Source organism: Streptomyces sp. NPDC057616, from assembly GCF_042800575.1.
In the GTDB taxonomy this organism is placed as follows: Bacteria; Actinomycetota; Actinomycetes; order Streptomycetales; family Streptomycetaceae; genus Streptomyces.
Genome location: NZ_JBHVGU010000023.1, coordinates 45,013 through 62,127 on the forward strand (window position 1 = coordinate 45,013; position 17,115 = coordinate 62,127).

9 protein-coding genes are annotated in these 17,115 nt (G+C 72.4%); all 9 read left to right on the forward strand.

The features are described 5' to 3' along the window. Positions 1 to 20 precede the first annotated feature (20 nt). The 9 genes from ACFU97_RS27285 (at position 21) to ACFU97_RS27325 (ending at position 17,057) form a co-directional block, all read left to right on the forward strand. On the forward strand, positions 21 to 2,426 hold the full coding sequence (locus ACFU97_RS27285) for a sodium-translocating pyrophosphatase (RefSeq protein ID WP_384261431.1): 2,406 nt from the start codon (positions 21 to 23) through the stop codon (positions 2,424 to 2,426). Positions 2,427 to 2,618: 192 nt separating this feature from the next. Next, positions 2,619 to 3,209 carry a small secreted protein gene (locus ACFU97_RS27290; protein ID WP_384261434.1) on the forward strand — a complete coding sequence of 197 codons (591 nt, stop codon included), beginning with the start codon at positions 2,619 to 2,621 and terminating at the stop codon, positions 3,207 to 3,209. Positions 3,210 to 3,258: 49 nt separating this feature from the next. Continuing rightward, the gene (locus ACFU97_RS27295; RefSeq protein ID WP_384261437.1) at positions 3,259 to 4,785 is read left to right on the forward strand and encodes a methyltransferase; all 1,527 of its coding nucleotides are present in this window, start codon (positions 3,259 to 3,261) and stop codon (positions 4,783 to 4,785) included. A 175-nt stretch (positions 4,786 to 4,960) separates the two neighbouring features. Further along, entirely contained in the window at positions 4,961 to 7,270 is a 2,310-nt protein-coding gene (locus tag ACFU97_RS27300; protein ID WP_384261440.1) for a protein kinase, read from the forward strand. Between the two features lie 167 nt (positions 7,271 to 7,437). After that, a complete protein-coding gene (locus ACFU97_RS27305; RefSeq protein WP_384261443.1) occupies positions 7,438 to 7,635 on the forward strand; it encodes a hypothetical protein in 198 nt (65 codons plus the stop codon). 247 nt (positions 7,636 to 7,882) lie between these two features. Further along, positions 7,883 to 10,696 (forward strand): type I DNA topoisomerase, encoded by a 2,814-nt coding sequence (gene topA, locus ACFU97_RS27310; RefSeq protein WP_384261446.1) that lies wholly within the window; start codon positions 7,883 to 7,885, stop codon positions 10,694 to 10,696. A 124-nt stretch (positions 10,697 to 10,820) separates the two neighbouring features. After that, a complete protein-coding gene (gene tmk, locus ACFU97_RS27315) occupies positions 10,821 to 14,045 on the forward strand; it encodes a dTMP kinase (RefSeq protein ID WP_384261449.1) in 3,225 nt (1,074 codons plus the stop codon). Between the two features lie 116 nt (positions 14,046 to 14,161). Next, on the forward strand, positions 14,162 to 15,367 hold the full coding sequence (locus tag ACFU97_RS27320) for a DNA polymerase III subunit delta' (RefSeq protein WP_384261452.1): 1,206 nt from the start codon (positions 14,162 to 14,164) through the stop codon (positions 15,365 to 15,367). 100 nt (positions 15,368 to 15,467) lie between these two features. Beyond that, positions 15,468 to 17,057: an alpha/beta hydrolase gene (locus ACFU97_RS27325; RefSeq protein WP_384261454.1), complete on the forward strand. Its 1,590-nt coding sequence runs from the start codon at positions 15,468 to 15,470 to the stop codon at positions 17,055 to 17,057. The last annotated feature ends 58 nt before the right edge of the window (positions 17,058 to 17,115 follow it).

Here is a 17,115-nt window from a genome sequence, read left to right on the forward strand (position 1 = left end):
CCAAGCGTCAAGGAGGACGAATGGCGGGGCTTTCTACCCCTCATCAGTTGGATCACCCCACTAACCTCGCGGCCGCCGTACTGACGGACGACAACCGGATCATCGTGATGATCATCGGTGTCGTCGCGCTGGCCGCTCTCGCGGTCGCCGGCGTCCTGGTACGCCAGGTGCTCGCGGCGGGCGAGGGCACCGACAGCATGAAGAAGATCGCGGCGGCGGTCCAGGAAGGCGCGAACGCCTATCTGGCCCGGCAGCTGCGCACGCTCGGCGTATTCGCCGTCATCGTGTTCTTCCTGCTCATGCTGTTGCCCGCGGACGACTGGAATCAGCGCGCCGGGCGATCGATCTTCTTTCTGATCGGCGCGGCGTTCTCGGCGGCCACCGGCTATATCGGCATGTGGCTCGCCGTGCGCAGTAATGTCCGCGTCGCCGCGGCGGCCCGGGAAGCGACTCCCGCGGAAGGTGAGCCGGAAAAGGATCTCACCGCCGTCTCGCACAAAGCCATGAAGATCGCTTTCCGCACGGGCGGCGTCGTCGGCATGTTCACAGTGGGGCTCGGTCTGCTGGGCGCCTCCTGCGTGGTGCTGGTGTACGCGGCCGACGCACCGAAGGTGCTGGAAGGCTTCGGCCTCGGGGCCGCCCTGATCGCCATGTTCATGCGTGTCGGCGGCGGCATCTTCACCAAGGCCGCCGACGTCGGCGCCGACCTGGTCGGCAAGGTCGAGCAGGGCATTCCGGAGGACGATCCGCGTAATGCCGCGACCATCGCCGACAACGTGGGCGACAACGTCGGCGACTGCGCGGGCATGGCGGCCGACCTCTTCGAGTCGTACGCCGTGACCCTGGTCGCCGCGCTGATCCTCGGCAAGGTGGCCTTCGGCGACTCGGGACTCGCGTTCCCCCTGCTCGTGCCCGCGATCGGCGTGCTCACGGCGATGATCGGCATCTTCGCCGTGGCGCCGCGCCGCTCGGACCGCAGCGGCATGTCCGCGATCAACCGCGGCTTCTTCATCTCCGCGGCGTTCTCGCTCGTGCTGGTGGCCGCGGCGGTCTACGCCTATCTGCCGGCGAAGTACTCGGACCTCGACGGCGTCACCGACGCCACGATCCAGGCCAAGGACGGCGACCCGCGCATCCTCGCGCTCGTCGCGGTGGCGATCGGCATCGTGCTGGCCGCCGTCATCCAGCAGCTGACCGGCTACTTCACCGAGACCAACCGCCGTCCCGTCATGGACATCGGCAAGACCTCGCTGACCGGCCCGGCCACCGTCGTCCTCGCCGGTATCTCGGTGGGTCTGGAATCGGCCGTCTACACCGCCCTGCTGATCGGCCTCGGCGTCTACGGGGCGTTCCTGCTCGGCGGCACGTCGATCATGCTCGCGCTGTTCGCGGTGGCGCTGGCCGGTACCGGCCTGCTCACCACGGTCGGCGTGATCGTGGCGATGGACACCTTCGGACCGGTCTCCGACAACGCGCAGGGCATCGCCGAGATGTCCGGCGACGTCGAGGGGGCGGGCGCGCAGGTGCTCACCAACCTGGACGCGGTCGGCAACACCACCAAGGCCATCACCAAGGGCATCGCCATCGCCACCGCCGTCCTGGCGGCGTCGGCGCTCTTCGGGTCGTACCGTGACGCGATCACGACCGGCGCGCAGGACGTCGGCGAGAAGCTCTCCGGAGCGGGTGCGCCGATGAGCCTGATGATGGACATCTCGCAGCCGAACAACCTGGTCGGCCTGATCGCCGGCGCGGCGGTCGTCTTCCTCTTCTCGGGGCTGGCGATCAACGCGGTGTCGCGGTCGGCCGGGTCCGTGGTGTACGAGGTGCGCCGGCAGTTCCGTGAGAAGCCCGGGATCATGGACTTCACGGAGACGCCGGAGTACGGCAAGGTCGTCGACATCTGCACCAAGGACGCCCTGCGGGAGCTCACGACGCCGGGTCTGCTGGCGGTCATGGCGCCCATCGCCATCGGGTTCACGCTCGGTGTCGGCGCGCTCGGGGCCTACCTGGCCGGCGCGATCGGCACCGGCACGCTGATGGCGGTGTTCCTCGCCAACTCCGGTGGCGCCTGGGACAACGCCAAGAAGCTCGTGGAGGACGGCCACCACGGGGGCAAGGGCAGTGAGGCCCACGCCGCCACGGTGATCGGCGACACGGTCGGCGACCCCTTCAAGGACACCGCCGGTCCCGCGATCAACCCGCTGCTCAAGGTGATGAACCTGGTGTCGCTGCTCATCGCGCCCGCGGTGATCAAGTTCAGCTACGGCGACGACAAGAACATCGGCATCCGGATCACGATCGCGATCCTCGCCCTGCTCGTCATCGTCGGCGCGGTCTACGTCTCCAAGCGGCGCGGTATCGCCGTGGGCGACGAACCCGGCGCCGAACGGGTGGCCAACTCGGCGGATCCCGCGGTGGTTTCGTAGGCGGTCCTACGAGGCCCGGCTCAAGGGGCGGGCGGGAGGCGCGTATTGACGCGTCGCCCGCCCGTCTCGTGTGTTCACACCCTCACCGTGAGCCTTCTCTCGCCTGGTGCAAAAAGCGATAAAAGTGAATGGATCGGACGTTCGGCGTGCGGTTGTCGCGTGGGTGCCGTGTATGTTCCGGGGCCGAGAGCCATGGAAGGGACCGATCCGGTGAACAAGAAGCTCGCGGCCGCACTGTCCGGCGGTGCGGTACTGGTACTGGCGCTGTCGGGATGCAGCAGCGACAAGGGCAACGACAAGCTGGACGCCTGGGCCAAACAGGTCTGCGACGCGGTGCAGCCGCAGGCCAAGAAGATCGAGGCCGCCAACGCCGCGATCCAGAAGGAGACCTCGGACAACAGCACGCCGGACCAGGTCCGGAAGACCGACGCCCAGGCCTTCCAGGACATGTCCGACGCCTACAAGGCGATCGGCGCCGCCGTGCAGAAGGCCGGCGCGCCGGACACCGACAACGGCGAGAAGAAGCAGAAGGACGCGGTCAAGGAGCTCGACCAGATCTCCGCGTCGTACGCCTCGCTGAAGACGCAGGTCGACAAGCTCGACACCAAGGACCAGGCGAAGTTCGCCGACGGCCTCAAGGACATCGCGACCTCGCTGGACAAGCTCAGCAAGAGCGGGAACGACGCGCTGAAGACCCTCGAGGAGGGCGACGTCGGCAAGGCGATGGCCAAGCAGGAGAGCTGCAAGACCGCCTCCACCTCCGCTCCGGCGACGGCGGGCTGACCCAGGACAGGAGCTGCAGGCGGCCGCCCGTCCCCGCCACAATGGGGGCGTGAGTACCTCAGGCCTGCCCTCGCTGCCCGCCGTTCCCGTCCCCGGCCGTCCCGACGTCACCGCCCCGCTGCGGGACGCCCTGCTCGCGGCGTCCTTCACCGCCGACGGGCTGCTCGAGCTGCTCGGCGCCCCCGCGTATGCGGCGCTGGCGCGCAGCGAGACCGTGCCCGCGCTCCGGGCGACCCGCGGGGACACCCCGCTGGAGGTCCTCGTCCGGCTCTTCCTGCTCCAGCAGCCGGTGCCGCACGCGCGCGTGGAGGCCGTTCTGCCCGTCGCGGACTGCCTGGAGAGCGGATGGCTGGTGGCCGCCGGCGCGGACGAGGTCGCGGCGACCGTGGACGTACGGCCCTACGGCGGGCCCGACGGCGAGGACTGGTTCATCGTCTCCGACCTCGGGTGCGCCGTCGGCGGCGCCGGCGGCATCGGCAGTCGCGAGGAGGGCGTCGTGCTCGGCGTCGGCGGGGCGTCCACGACCCTGGCGGGCATCACCGTCCGCAGGCCCGTCTCCGCCGCCCTCGACGTCGGCACCGGCTCCGGCATCCAGGCGCTGCACGCCGCGCGGCACGCCACGCGCGTGACGGCGACCGACCTCAACCCGCGCGCGCTGCACATCACCGCCCTCACCCTGGCCCTCTCCGGTGCCCCCGCGGCCGACCTGCGCGAGGGCTCGCTCTTCGAGCCGCTGCGCGACGACGAGAAGTACGACCTGATCGTCTCCAACCCTCCCTTCGTGATCTCGCCGGGCGCACGGCTGACCTACCGCGACGGCGGGATGGGCGGGGACGATCTGTGCCGCTCGATCGTTCAGGGGGCGGGGGAGCGGCTGAACGAGGGCGGGTTCGCGCAGTTCCTCGCCAACTGGCAGCACGTCGAGGGGGAGGACTGGCAGGACCGGCTCCGGTCGTGGGTGCCGCGCGGGTGCGACGCCTGGATCGTGCAGCGCGAGGTGCAGGACGTCACGCAGTACGCCGAGCTGTGGCTCAGGGACGCCGGCGACCACCGGGGCGACCCGGCCGAGTACCAGGCGCGCTACGACGCATGGCTGGACGAGTTCGAGGCACGCAAGGTGCGGGCCGTCGGGTTCGGCTGGATCACCCTGAGGCGCACCGGCGCGGCCGTGCCCTCGGTCACCGTGGAGGAGTGGCCGCACCCGGTCGAGCAGCCGCTGGGCGAGACCGTGCGGGCGCACTTCGACCGCCTGGTCTATCTGCGGGCGCACGACGACGCCTCCCTGCTGGAGGGGCACTTCAGGCTCGTCGCCGAGGTCGTCCAGGAGCAGGTCGGGCTGCCCGGCGCCGAGGACCCGGAGCACGTGGTGCTGCGGCAGAACCGCGGCATGCGCCGGGCCACCAAGGTGGACACGGTCGGCGCGGGCTTCGCCGGCGTCTGCGACGGCACGCTCAGCGCGGGCCGCATCCTGGACGCGATCGCCCAACTGGTCGGCGAGGACCCGGTGTTGCTGCGCGACCGCACGCCGGCGCAGATCAGGCTGCTGGTGGAGCAGGGGTTCATCGAGCCGGCGTGAGCCGCGAGCCACGGCTGAGGCAGGCCCGCGCCCCTGGGACCCCTTGATGCCCATGTGTCCGCTCTGACGGGATTGATCCCGAAAAAGCCTCCTGTCAGTGGTGGGTGCGAAGCTACCTTCGAGAGACAGGCTCCACGCGTCCTCGGGGGAGGCGCGCTGTCTCGGGGGAGGCACGATGACGGGGGACACTCCGGAACAGGGCGAAGGCAGGGTGATCCACGGCCGGTACCGGCTGCTGCGCACGCTGGGCGCGGGTGGCATGGGCCGCGTCTGGCTCGCCTACGACGACGAGCTGGCCTGCGAAGTCGCGCTGAAGGAGATCGCCCTTCCGGACACGCCGGTGGACGCGGGCGAGCCCGCCCAGCGCATCGCCCGCGCCCGCAGCGAGGCCCGGCACGCGGCCCGTCTGCGCGGGCACCCGCACGTGGCGACGGTCCACGACGTCGTGGTGCACGAGGGCCTGCCCTGGATCGTCATGGAGTACGTGCCGGACGCGGTCGACCTCCAGGCGGTCGTACGGCGTTCCGGCCCGCTGCCGCCCGCCCAGGTGGCCCGCATCGGGCTCGCCGTCCTCGACGCGCTCACCGCGGGACACCGCATCGGCATCCTCCACAGGGATGTGAAACCGGCCAACATCCTTCTGGCGTCCGACGCTTCGGGCGACCCGTACGCACGCGTGCTGCTCACCGACTACGGCATCGCCCTGCAGCCCGAGTCCCGCGAACCCCGGCTCACCGCCACGGCCGGCATCCTCGGCACACCCGGCTATCTCGCCCCCGAGCGGGCACGGGGCGAGCCGCCCACCCCGGCCGCCGACCTGTTCTCGCTGGGCGCCACGCTCTACGCCGCCGTCGAGGGCCGGGGCCCCTTCGACCGGCACGGCGACTACGCCACCCTGACGGCCCTGCTCGGCGAGGAGCCCACCCCGCCCGCCCGCGCGGGTGAACTGGCGCCGGTGCTCCAGGGGTTACTGGTCAAGGATCCCGTGCGCCGGTCCTCGCCGGAGGCGGTCGCGCGCGGCCTGCAGCGGGTCGTGCAGCAGGCGGCGGGCGCGGGATCGGGGACCGCCGTGCCGGGCTGGGCCGCGGCGCCAGGCGGCCTCGGACCGGCACCGGGAGCGGACGCGTCGGCCGCGCCGCAGGGCTACGGTTTCCCGCCGGCCGGGTTCGGGCCCCCGCCCGGGGGATTCGGCGCGGCGGCGTCCGCCGAGGGCCGTGGCGGGCAGCCGGGAGGCCCGGGGACTCCGCAGACGCCCGGTGTGCCACCGGCGCCCCACACGCCCCACACCCCGCAGACACCGCACACCCCGCCCGGCACCCCCGACACCCCGGGAGCCCGCGCCGCCGGTCCGGCCACCCCCGCGGGCGCGCCCGGTGCGCCGCCCTACACCGCGTGGCGGCAGCCCGGCCCGCAGCACCCCGCCGATCCGGCCAACCCGTACGCGCAGAGCCCCGCCCCGCCCTACGCGCAGCCCCCGTCGCCGTACGCGGGCGGCACCCCGGGCGGCTACTGGAACGCGAGCGCCCCGACCGCGCCCGGCACGGGCGGTCCGGTGCCGGCGCCGCGTGGACCGGAGTCCCGTAGAAAAAGGACGCCGGCGATCGTCGCGCTGGTCGTCGGCGCCGTCCTCGTCGTCGCCGGTGGCACCTGGGGCCTGGTCGCCCTGGCCGGCGGCCACGACGGAGGCGGGAAGAACAGCGCGGTGGCCAAGAAGAAGCCCTCGGCGAGCACGACGACGAAGCCCCCGCCGCCGACCGGGCCCGTGCTGCCGTACGGCGCCGTGGTCGGGCTCAGCAAGCCGCTGGAGACCGGGGACTGCGTGAAGGCGGTCTGGTCGGGGAAGCCGTTCGACTCGGTGCCCAACCTCGGCGTCGTCGACTGCGCCGGCGACTGGCCGGACGGCCAGGTCGTGGCGGTCGACACGGCCGACGACTACGGCCAGGCCCGCGCGCAGGGCGCGAAGCGCTGCGCGAGCCAGAGCAAGGAGGTCGTCGACGAGCTGCCGGACGCGGAGGGCTACGCCGTCCTGCCGACCAAGGAGGGGTTCGCCGCGGCCGACAGCGGTACGCCATGTCTCGTACTCGGCAGGCATGCCGCGATAGGCGGTGAGGTGGGCCGATTCCGGGACGAGGGCTCGAATTTGTGGGTCGGTCAGATGAGCGTCGGTGACTGCTGGGACTACAAGGAAGTCCAGGACGGTTACAAGGCGCCGCTCACCGACTGCTCGAAACCCCACACCGAGCAGGTCATCGGGTCCGTTCCGGCCCCCGGCGGAATGAGCTACAAGAACGGCGTCGACAACGCGAACAAGCTCTGCAGCAACAAATTCGAGTCGACCTGGGCGCCCGGTTCCGAACGCGTCGTCTACGGCTGGGTGGCCGATCAGAACGACTGGGACCGCGGCTTCACCAAGGCGGTGTGCACGGTGGGCCAGGCCGACAACTCGAGGACGACCGGAAAGATACCCGCGCCCGGCGCGGTCTGAGCCCGAGCCCGGACCGGCTCCGCGGACGGGCCGGGGCCGCGGCCGTGGGGTGACCGCACGGGCCTGTCGGCTCCCCGTTCACCCCGGGTTCGCCTGTGCGCCGCCCGCGCGTGCCAGTCTCGCGGGACCGGGCACGCGCGAACGGGAGAAAAGGGGCACGGGGAGCCATGGAGAGCGGGCCGGCGATCTTCGCCGGGGTGGTGTTCGCCCTGTTCGGAGGGGCGCTTGTGGTGTGGACCGTGGCCCGGGTGCGGCACGGCGAACCCGTTGCGCACGGTGTGAGCCCTGTCGCATCGGCGACTCTCGCGAGTGTCGCCTCGGTGATCGCGCTCGTTCTCGGAGTCTGGTGCTTCACGCGGGTCTGAAAGCCGCCCCGGAGCTGCGGCTCCGATAATTGAGAGGTGATCCTCCGGACCGGCTCGAAAAGGCCGGTGGGTACTCCGGGCGGCAGGAATGGCGGAAGTCGGGTTACCGTTCGAGTGGCCGTTGCGGGCTTTTCCCGTTTGACACGGGGGCGGGCTGTACCGTCACACTCCGCAGCGTCACCACGACCCGTCCCCGGGACGCACACTCCCGGGGACGCCCCAGCGTCGACCGGAGAGAAGAGCGAAGTTGTCCCCGACCAGCGAGACCGCACACGGCGGCCGCCGACTCGTCATCGTCGAGTCGCCTGCCAAGGCGAAGACGATCAAGGGCTATCTCGGCCCCGGCTACATCGTCGAGGCCAGCGTCGGGCACATCCGTGACCTTCCCAACGGCGCCGCGGAGGTGCCCGAGAAGTACACCGGCGAGGTCCGCCGCCTCGGCGTGGACGTCGAACACGACTTCCAGCCCATCTATGTGGTCAACGCCGACAAGCGTGCCCAGGTCAAGAAGCTCAAGGATCTGCTGAAGGACTCCGACGAGCTCTACCTCGCCACCGATGAGGACCGCGAGGGCGAGGCCATCGCCTGGCACCTCCAGGAGGTGCTCAAGCCCAAGGTCCCGGTCAAGCGCATGGTGTTCCACGAGATCACCAAGTCCGCGATCCAGGCCGCCGTGGCCAACCCGCGCCAGCTCAACCAGCTGCTGGTCGACGCCCAGGAGACCCGCCGCATCCTCGACCGCCTCTACGGCTACGAGGTCTCGCCGGTCCTGTGGAAGAAGGTCATGCCGCGCCTGTCGGCCGGCCGTGTCCAGTCCGTCGCCACCCGGCTCGTGGTGGAGCGGGAACGCGAGCGCATCGCCTTCCGCTCGGCCGAGTACTGGGACCTGACGGGCACCTTCGCGACCGGCCGCGCCGGAGACCCCTCCGACCCGTCGTCGCTGGTCGCCCGTCTGCAGACCGTCGACGGCCGGCGCGTGGCACAGGGCCGCGACTTCGACTCCCTGGGTCAGCTGAAGAGCGCGAACACGCTTCACCTCGACGAGGCGAACGCCCGCGCGCTCGCCGCCGCCCTGGAGAACACCCGGTTCTCGGTGCGGTCCGTCGAGTCGAAGCCGTACCGCCGCTCGCCGTACGCCCCGTTCCGTACGACGACGCTGCAGCAGGAGGCGAGCCGCAAGCTCGGCTTCGGTGCGAAGGCCACCATGCAGGTCGCGCAGAAGCTGTACGAGAACGGCTACATCACGTACATGCGTACGGACTCCACGACGCTGAGCGACACCGCCGTGAACGCCGCCCGCGCCCAGGTCACCCAGCTCTACGGGGCCGACTACCTGCCGGCTCAGCCGCGGACGTACGCCGGGAAGGTCAAGAACGCGCAGGAGGCGCACGAGGCGATCCGCCCCTCGGGTGATCGTTTCCGCACGCCGGCCGAGACCGGCCTGACCGGCGACCAGTTCAAGCTGTACGAGCTGATCTGGAAGCGCACGGTCGCCTCCCAGATGAAGGACGCGACCGGGAACTCGGTCACGGTGAAGATCGGCGGCGCCGCGGCCGACGGCCGGGACGTCGAGTTCAGCGCGTCCGGCAAGACGATCACCTTCCACGGATTCCTGAAGGCCTACGTCGAGGGCGCCGACGACCCGAACGCCGAGCTGGACGACCGCGAGCGCAGGCTGCCACAGGTCTCCGAGGGCGACGCCCTCACGGCCGAGGAGCTCACCGTCGACGGCCACGCGACCAAGCCGCCGGCCCGCTACACCGAGGCCAGCCTGGTCAAGGAGCTCGAGGAGCGCGAGATCGGCCGTCCGTCGACGTACGCGTCGATCATCGGCACGATCCTCGACCGCGGCTACGTCTTCAAGAAGGGCACGGCGCTCGTCCCGTCCTTCCTGTCCTTCGCCGTGGTCAACCTCCTGGAGAAGCACTTCGGGCGGCTCGTCGACTACGACTTCACCGCCAAGATGGAGGACGACCTCGACCGCATCGCCCGCGGCGAGGCGCAGGCCGTGCCGTGGCTGAAGCGCTTCTACTTCGGCGAGACGGTGCCCGGTCACAACGGCACCGCGGCCGAGGCGGGCAACGGCGACGGGGACCACCTCGGCGGCCTCAAGGAGCTGGTGACCGACCTGGGCGCGATCGACGCCCGCGAGGTCTCGACGTTCCCGGTGGGCAACGACATCGTGCTGAGGGTCGGGCGCTACGGCCCCTACATCGAGCGCGGCGAGAAGGACTCCGAGAACCACCAGCGGGCGGACATCCCCGAGGACCTCGCCCCGGACGAGCTGTCCGTGGAGCTCTCCGAGGAACTGCTCGCCAAGCCGAGCGGCGACTTCGAGCTGGGCAACGACCCGCAGACGGGCCATCAGATCGTCGCCAAGGACGGCCGTTACGGGCCGTACGTCACCGAGGTGCTCCCCGAGGGCACCCCGAAGACCGGCAAGAACGCCGTCAAGCCGCGTACGGCCTCGCTGTTCAAGTCGATGTCGCTCGACACGGTGACGCTCGAGGACGCGCTCAAGCTGATGTCGCTGCCGCGCGTCGTCGGCGCCGATGCCGAGGGCCAGGAGATCACCGCTCAGAACGGCCGCTACGGGCCGTACCTGAAGAAGGGCACGGACTCCCGCTCGCTCACCTCCGAGGAGCAGCTCTTCACGATCACCCTCGAAGAGGCGCTGCAGATCTACGCGCAGCCCAAGCAGCGCGGCCGGGCCGCCGCCAAGCCGCCGCTGAAGGAGCTGGGCACCGACCCGGTCAGCGAGAAGCCGGTGGTGGTCAAGGACGGCCGGTTCGGGCCGTACGTGACCGACGGGGAGACCAACGCGACCCTGCGCTCCGGCGACAGCGTCGAGACGATCACCCCGGAGCGCGGCTACGAACTCCTCGCGGAGAAGCGGGCGAAGGGCCCCGCCAAGAAGACCGCGAAGAAGGCGGCCGCGAAGAAGGCCCCGGCCAAGAAGGCGACGGCCGCCAAGAAGACCGCCGCGAAGAAGACGACCACGGCCGCGAAGAAGACCGCCACCAAGAAGACGGCGGCTTCGAAGACGGCGTCGGACGACTGAGCGGATACACCTTCCTCCACGGAGACTTCGCAAAACGCACGCCCCGATATCGCTTTGGTGTCGGGGCGTGCGCACGTCCGGGCGCGCCCCGCGGGCTGTCAGCCGGTCCCGATAGGCTGAACGCATGACGCGAGCCGAGCAGCCAACGGCCCACCACCCGGCCCCCGACGACGCCCTTGCCGCGGACTCCCGCGAGCGCGCCGTCCGCTCCCTGCTGCGGCGACCGCAGTTGCGGAGGCTGTGGAGCGCGCAGCTCGTGGGCGGCATCGGGGACACCCTCGCCCTCCTCGTGCTGGTGCTCCTCGCCCTCCAGGCGGCGATCAGCCAGGGCTCGTTCGGCGGCGGTTATCGCGGCGTCGCGTTCGCAGTGGCGACCGTTTTCGGAGCACGCATCCTGGCGACGCTGCTGTTCGGGGCCGTGCTCCTCGGACCGCTGACCTCACTGACCTCCCAGGAGGGCCCGCTCGACCGGCGCTGGACCATGGTCGGCGCCGACGGCCTGCGCGCCGCGGTGCTCATCGTCGCCCCGCTGTGGATCGACTGGACCCCTGAGAACGCGCTGGCCCTCCTGCTGGTCAGCACCTTCGTGACCGGAGTCGCCGAGCGCTTCTGGACGGTCTGCCGCGAGAGCGCGGCGCCCGCGCTGCTGCCCGCCCCGCCCCCGGAGGGCGCGACGGTGCGGCCGCTGCCGGACCACATGGACGCCCTGCGCCGCCTGTCGCTGCGCACGAGTTTCGTGGCGATCCCCGCCGCGGCCGCCGCACTGGTCGTCGCGGGCCTGCTCAACAACCTGCTGGGCACCGGGATCGACTGGTTCGAGCAGCACCAGGCGGCACTCGCCTCGTACGTCGCGGCCGGCCTGTTCGCCGCGTCGCTGTCCGTGCTGACCTACCTGGAGCTGCCCGACACGCGCACGCCCCGCGCGCGCTCCCCGCTGGAGGGCCTGCGCCGCCCGAAGACGGGCACGGGCGCCGACAAGGGCCGTACGGGCGCCATCCCGCTGCTGGTGCTCGCCTGCGCCGCCGTCGCGGGCGCGATCTCCGCGGCCGTCGCGGTCTGCGTGCTGCACGCCAAGGACCTGGGCGGCGGTCCGGTGCTGTACGGCCTGCTGGTGTTCGCGCTGACCGGCGGTGTCGCCGTCGGCATCCGTACGGCGCCCTCCCTGCTGCCCGCCCTGTCGCGGCGGCGGCTGCTCGCGCTCGCGATCGCCTTCACCGGGGTCGCGCTGCTGGCCGCCGGGCTGGTCCCGGACGTCACCACCGTGCTGCTGATCGTCGCGCTCGCCGGCATCGGCGCGGGCGTTGCCGCCAACACCGGGCACACGCTCCTCGACCAGGAGGCCGAGGACTTCCGGCGCACCCGTACGACCGAGCACCTGCACGCGGTCGTCCGCGTGTGCGTGGCGCTCGGCGCGGTGATCGCGCCCGTGGTGGCGGCGGCGATCGGCCCGCACCGCCTGGAGAACGGCAAGTTCGTGTTCGCGCACGGCGGCGCCGCGTTCACGCTGATGCTCGTCGGCGCGCTGCTGCTGCCGGTGGCCGCGCTGGTCCTGGCCAAGGTCGACGACCGCTCGGGCGTGCCGCTGCGGCACGACCTGCGGGACGCGCTGCTCGGCGGCGACGACCCGCTGACGGTGCCCGCCACCAACGGCTTCTTCATCGCCCTGGAGGGCGGCGACGGAGCGGGCAAGTCCACCCAGGCCGAGGCGCTCGCCGAGTGGATAAGGGGCAAGGGCCACGAGGTCGTCCTGACCCGCGAGCCGGGTGCGACCCCGGTCGGCAAGCGGCTGCGCTCGATCCTGCTGGACGTGTCGAGCGCGGGGCTCTCGCACCGCGCGGAGGCGCTGCTGTACGCCGCGGACCGCGCCGAGCACGTGGACACCGTGGTCCGGCCCGCCCTGGAGCGCGGCGCGATCGTGATCACCGACCGCTACATCGACTCCTCGGTGGCCTACCAGGGAGCGGGCCGCGACCTGTCCCCGACCGAGATCGCCCGCATCAACCGCTGGGCGACCAACGGCCTCGTACCGCATCTGACCGTGCTCCTCGACGTGTCGCCGGAGATCGCGCGCGAGCGGTTCACGGAGGCGCCGGACCGGCTGGAGTCGGAGCCGGCCGAGTTCCACGCGCGCGTGCGGTCCGGCTTCCTGACGCTGGCCGCGGCCGACCCCGGTCGGTATCTGGTGGTGGACGCGGGCCAGGAGCCCGAGGCCGTCACCACCGTCGTACGCCACCGGCTCGACCTGATGCTGCCGCTGTCCGAGGCCGAGGTGAAGGCGCAGGAGGAGGCGCGCAAGAAGGCAGAGGAGGAGGCGCGCAGGAAGGCCGAGGAAGAGGCCGCGCGCAAGGCCGAGGAGGAGCGGCTCGAGCGCGAGCGCAAGGAGCAGCTCGAGCGGCTGCGCGCCGAGGAGGAGGAGCGCAAGCGGCGCGAGCTGGAGGAGGCGCAGCGCCGCGAGGCCGAGCGGCAGGCGGAGGAGGCGCGGCTGCGGGCCGAGGAGGCGCGCAAGCGTGCCGAGGAGGAGCAGGCACGGCTCCTCGCGGAGGAGAAGGCCCGCGCCGAGCAGGAGGCCCTCCGCAAGGCCGAGGAGGCCCGGCGCCGCAAGCAGGCCGAGGAGGAGGCCCGGCTGCACGCCGAGGCCGAGACGCGGCGCCTGGAGAAGCAGCGCAAGGCCGAGGAGGCGCTGCTGCGGGCCGAGGAGGCCCGGCGGCTCGCCGAGCAGGCCGCGGCCGCCGCGGAGGCCGGACCCCGCCAGCCCGAGGCGCCCGCGGTTCCGCCGGAGGCGACGACGGTGCCGACGCCGGTGGTGACGCCGACGAACGCGTCGGGCGGGCCCGTCGAGGAGACGGCCGTGCTGCGGCCGGTGCGCGGGGGCGAGCGGGACGGCGCGAAGGGCGGCAGGCGCCCGGCCGCCGAGTCCGAGTCCGAGGTCACGGCGAAGCTGCCGAAGCCGCCGGCCCCCGAGACCGCCGCGGAGGAGACGGCGGTGCTGCCGCCCGTCGCGCCCGGTGCCGCCGACGAGACGGCCGTGCTGCCGCCCGTGGCTCCCGGGCCCGAGGAGGAGACGGCCGTGCTGCCGCCGGTGCGGGACGACGACCCCGCGCACCGGGTGCCGCCGGGGTACTTCCGGGACGAGCAGGCCCCCGCGCGGCCGGACGGGGCCGACGACCGTACGCGTGAGATGCCGCAGGTCGGTGCCGAGGAGCCGCGGCGCCGGGCCCGTCCGGACTGGGCCGAGGAGACCCCGCTGGACGATCTGCCGACGCTGGCGGACGAACTGCTCGGCCCGCGGGACGACGAGCCGGACGAGGACCAGGGCCGGGGCAGGCGCGGCCGGGGGCGCCGGGGCTGAGATGGGCGAGAAGGGGCCGAGAAGCGGTCCCGCACCGCTGGGTGCGCCCGTTGTCAGTGCCGCCCCGCACAATGGATCTCGCAAGGTGACAGGAGACGAAGGGGCGGGGTGACCTCATGACCGTCTGGGACGACCTCGTCGGCCAGGAGAAGGTGGCCGGGCAGCTCGACGCCGCTGCCCGGGACGCCGACGCGCTGGTCACCGCGGCCACCGACGGCACGGCGCCGCCCGAGGCGCCGAAGATGACCCACGCCTGGCTGTTCACGGGGCCGCCGGGTGCGGGGCGGGTCCAGACGGCGCGGGCGTTCGCCGCCGCGCTCCAGTGCGTGAGCCCCGACCGCGCGCTCGGCGGCAGCCCGGGCTGCGGCTTCTGCGACGGCTGCCACACCGCGATCGTCGGTACGCACGCGGACGTCACCACCGTGGCCGCCGTCGGTTCGCAGATCCTCGCCGAGGACATGCGCGACACCGTCCGCAAGTCGTACACCTCGCCTGCCAACGGCCGCTGGCAGGTCATCCTCGTCGAGGATGCCGAGCGGCTGAACGAGAAGTCGGCCAACGCCGTCCTGAAGGCCGTGGAGGAGCCCGCCCCGCGCACGGTCTGGCTGCTGTGCGCGCCCTCCGTCGAGGACGTCCTGCCCACCATCCGCTCCCGCTGCCGCCACCTCAATCTGCTGACGCCGTCGGTGGACGCCGTGGCCGACATGCTCGTACGGCGCGAAGGTGTCGAACCGGCCGTCGCCGCCGCGGCGGCCCGCGCCACGCAGGGGCATGTCGACCGGGCCCGCCGGCTGGCGACCGACCCGGCCGCCCGCGAGCGCCGCGCCACGGTGCTGAAGCTGCCGCTGCGGGTCGAGGAGATCGGCGGCGCGCTCAAGGCCGCCCAGGAACTCGTCGACGCGGCCGCCGAGGACGCCAAGCAGCTCGCCGAGGAGCGGGACGGCAAGGAGGCCGACGAGCTGAAGACGGCGCTCGGCGCGGCCCAGGGCGGCCGGCTGCCGAGAGGCACGGCGGGCGTGATGAAGGACCTGGAGGACAAGCAGAAGCGCCGCAGGACCCGCACGCAGCGCGACAGCCTGGACGTCGCCCTGACCGACCTCACCGGCTTCTACCGCGATGTCCTCGCCCTCCAGCTCGGCTCCCGCGTGGCCATCGCCAACGCGGACGCGGAGGACACCCTGGAGCGCTTCGCCCGCGGCAGCTCCCCGGAGTCCACCCTCCGCCGTATCGAGGCGGTCGCCGCCTGCCGCGACGCCCTCGACCGCAATGTGGCGCCGCTGCTGGCGGTGGAGGCGATGACGATGGCGCTCAGAGCGGGCTGACGACGGCGCGGGTGGGCAAGGTGCGTTGACGTTGTCCTTCGTACGAGCCACGGTGTGCGCGGACAGCGATCATGTGGCTGCGCAGAGTTACGCTCGCCAGATGTACCTCAGGCGCAGCTCCCGTCCCTGTCGGCCCCGCACCGCCGCGGCCCTCCTCGCAGCCGCCGCGCTGCTCGTCTCCGCCTGCACCTCCGGCGGCAGCGCGGACACCGCTACCGGTGACCACGCGGCACCGGCGGCGCTGGCCGCGCTGCCGCGGTCGACGCCGTCCGCCCTGACGCCGTACTACGGACAGAAGCTGAGCTGGCGCAGCTGCGGAGTGCCGGGCTTCCAGTGCGCCACGATGCGTGCGCCGCTGGACTACGCCCGGCCGGACGCCGGTGACGTGCGGCTCACGGTGGCCCGCAAGAGGGCCACCGGCAAGACAAGGCCGCTCGGTTCACTGCTCGTGAACCCGGGCGGACCGGGCGGCTCGGCGATCGGGTACCTCCAGCAGTACGCCGGCATCGGCTACCCGGCGAGCGTCCGCGCCCGCTACGACATGGTCGCCGTGGACCCGCGCGGCGTCGCCCGCAGCGAGCCCGTGGAATGCCTCGACGGCCGTCAGATGGACGCGTACACGCAGACGGACAACACCCCCGACGACCGCAGGGAGACGGACCAACTCGTCGCCGCGGACAAGAAGTTCGCGAACGGCTGCGAGAAGCGCTCCGGGAAGCTGCTGCAGCACGTGTCCACCGTCGAGGCGGCCCGCGACATGGACATCCTGCGCTCGGCGCTGGGCGACTCGAAGCTGTCGTACGTGGGGGCGTCGTACGGGACGTTCCTCGGCGCGACGTACGCCGGGCTCTTCCCGGACCGGGTGGGGCGCATGGTCCTGGACGGCGCGATGGACCCCACCCTGACCTCGCGCCGGATGAACCTGGACCAGACGGCGGGGTTCGAGACGGCGTTCCAGTCCTTCGCGAAGGACTGCGTGCGGCAGTCCGACTGCCCCCTCGGCGGCAAGGGCACCTCGCCCGCTCAGGTCGGCAGGAACCTCAGCGCCTTCTTCAGGAAGCTGGACGCGCACCCCCTCCCCGCCGGCGACGCCGACGGCCGCAAGCTCGGCGAGGCGCTCGCCACGACCGGCGTGATCGCCGCGATGTACGACGAGAGCTCGTGGGGGCAGCTGCGCGAGGGGCTGTCGACGGCGATGAAGGAGCACGACGGCGCCGGACTGCTCGTCCTCTCCGACAGCTACTACGAGCGCGAGGCCGGCGCCCGCTACTCGAACCTGATGTTCGCCAACGCCGCCGTGAACTGTCTGGACCTGCCGGGCGCCTTCGCCGGCCCCGGCGAGGTGCAGAAGGCGCTCCCGGCGTTCGAGAAGGCGTCCCCGGTCTTCGGCGAGGGCCTCGCCTGGGCCGCCCTGAACTGCGCGTACTGGCCGGTGAGGCCCACGGGGGCGCCGCACCGCATCGAGGCGAAGGGTGCCCGGCCGATCGTCGTCGTCGGCACCACCCGTGATCCGGCGACGCCGTACCGCTGGGCCCAGTCCCTGTCCCGCCAGCTCACCTCGGCCCGGCTGCTGACCTACGTCGGCGACGGCCACACCGCCTACGGCCGCGGCAGCACCTGCATCGACTCCGCGATCGACACCTACCTGCTCCGCGGCACCCCTCCCACCCAGGGAAAGCGCTGCTCATAGGGGTGCCCCCGGCCCCGCGGCAGCCCGGCCCGGGGCCGGTACGGAGCACCCCTCGAAA

Coding starts and splice junctions, on each gene's coding strand:
- ACFU97_RS27290 (WP_384261434.1), top strand. CDS start 2,619: ATGGAAGGGACCGATCCGGTGAACAAGAAGCTCGCGGCCGCACTGTCC.
- ACFU97_RS27285 (WP_384261431.1), top strand. CDS start 21: ATGGCGGGGCTTTCTACCCCTCATCAGTTGGATCACCCCACTAACCTC.
- ACFU97_RS27305 (WP_384261443.1), top strand. CDS start 7,438: ATGGAGAGCGGGCCGGCGATCTTCGCCGGGGTGGTGTTCGCCCTGTTC.
- ACFU97_RS27325 (WP_384261454.1), top strand. CDS start 15,468: ATGTACCTCAGGCGCAGCTCCCGTCCCTGTCGGCCCCGCACCGCCGCG.
- tmk (WP_384261449.1), top strand. CDS start 10,821: ATGACGCGAGCCGAGCAGCCAACGGCCCACCACCCGGCCCCCGACGAC.
- ACFU97_RS27320 (WP_384261452.1), top strand. CDS start 14,162: ATGACCGTCTGGGACGACCTCGTCGGCCAGGAGAAGGTGGCCGGGCAG.
- ACFU97_RS27300 (WP_384261440.1), top strand. CDS start 4,961: ATGACGGGGGACACTCCGGAACAGGGCGAAGGCAGGGTGATCCACGGC.